The organism is Corynebacterium sp., from assembly GCF_030535495.1.
Lineage (GTDB): Bacteria > Actinomycetota > Actinomycetes > Mycobacteriales > Mycobacteriaceae > Corynebacterium.
On record NZ_JAUNRW010000141.1, the window covers coordinates 1 to 1569 of the forward strand.

The following is a 1569-nucleotide window of genomic DNA, read 5'->3' on the forward strand; positions in this document are numbered from 1 at the left end:
TCATCGGCCTGCTGACCATCATGTTCGGCATCGGCCTGGAGATCCAGCGCCAGTCCGCCCTCCGCCGCGGCGAGCCCTGGCCCGGCCGCTACCCCTGGCGCGCGGGACTGCTCATTATCGACGGCCTCCTCAACTACATCTTCATCTTCGAGTTCGACGTCCTCATGGGCTACGGCCTCACCGGCCTCGTCGTCGCCGCCGTCATGGCGACAAGCCCCAAGGTGCAGAAGATCTGGATGTTCATCGGCCTGGGTGTCCACCTGTGCGTCATCGCCGTGATGAGCGCGGTCCCCTTCGTCATGCGCGGTTCCCTCGGGCGCGAGGACCTCCCCGTGTCCCCGGACGCCAACCGCCTCGAGGCAGCCCGCGAGGCCTTCGAGGCCTATGACACCACCTCGTACTGGGGCATGGTCACCGAGCGCGTGCAGAGCTTCATCGGCGGCCGCGGGGAAATCCCCATCATGTTCGTCATGGGCCTGGGACTGTTCCTCGTCGGTGCGCACCTCTACCGCGCCGGGCTCTTCCTGCCGGAGGGGTACCGCCTGCGCCGGATCGTCATGGGTATCGGTTTCGGTGTCGGTTTCCCGCTGGACTGGGCGCTGCGCCTGAGCGAGACCGCCGGCTTCATCACCCGCTACGGCACCTCCACGATCGTGGCCTTCGGCCTGCTCGCCGCCGTCGCCGCCTTCTACGTCCACCGGGAGCGCGTCGGCCTGGTGGGCCACGGCCTCACCCTGGTCGGTCGCATGGCCCTGACCAACTACATCCTGCAGAACCTCATCGCGTCGATCATCTTCTACGACTGGGGCTTCGGCGTGAGCGCCAAGATCCAGGGCCCGTGGTACACCGTGACCACCCTGGCGATCTACCTGGGCATCGCCGCCTTCCTCATCACCCTGTCCGCGGTCTGGCTGCGTTTCTTCCGCCGCGGGCCCGTCGAGCTGGTGTGGCACGACAGCGTGGACAAGCTTGCCGACGCCGCCGAGCGCCGCAAGCAGCGCCGGGCGGAGCGTCGGGAGATGGTCCCCGCTACCGTGTAGCCGCGGCTCGGTTACCTCGGTCAGCTCATCGGTGATCCCCATCCGGCCCGCCGGCTACCGGGCGGACGTCGAGAAGCGCGCCCACCGCCTGCCACCCGTCCTGATCGGCGTAGTCGGTCTCGGGCCCGATCTCCTGCCACAACACCGGGGAGTCACTCGTGCGAAACCAGGTGTCGGCGTGCACGATCTTCGCGAACACCCGCTCCACGACCATCGCCACGGGGCGATCCTGCTCCGCCCACCCGGTGAGGTGGAGCGTGCCGGGGATGTCCTGCCAGCCGCTGCAGGGAGCATCGGGCCACACGTCGGCGAACCAGCCGTCCCCGATGGCCAGCGACGGCCAGTACGTCTCATCCCCCGACGGCCGCGCCGTGCCCGGTTCGATGAAGCACCTCAGTGCCGGTGCTTCCGGATCCGTGACCAGCGACAACGTGTGCTCCAGGTAGTCGCCGGGCCGGTAGGTGGGGGTCGCGCCCTCGAGGAACATGTCGGTGGCGGCCACCCGCACGCAGCCCTCGGCCACCGGCGG

General features: G+C 69.0%; 2 protein-coding genes. One reads left to right on the forward strand and one right to left on the reverse strand.

The genetic code is table 11. The features are described 5' to 3' along the window. A partial coding sequence (locus Q4F73_RS11620; protein WP_303359504.1) for a DUF418 domain-containing protein occupies positions 1-1040 on the forward strand: 1040 nt, incomplete at its 5' end. A 25-nt stretch (positions 1041-1065) separates the two neighbouring features. Here Q4F73_RS11620 and Q4F73_RS11625 read toward each other — a convergent pair. Beyond that, the coding region (locus tag Q4F73_RS11625) for a hypothetical protein (protein ID WP_303359505.1) at positions 1066-1569 on the reverse strand (504 nt) is incomplete at its 5' end.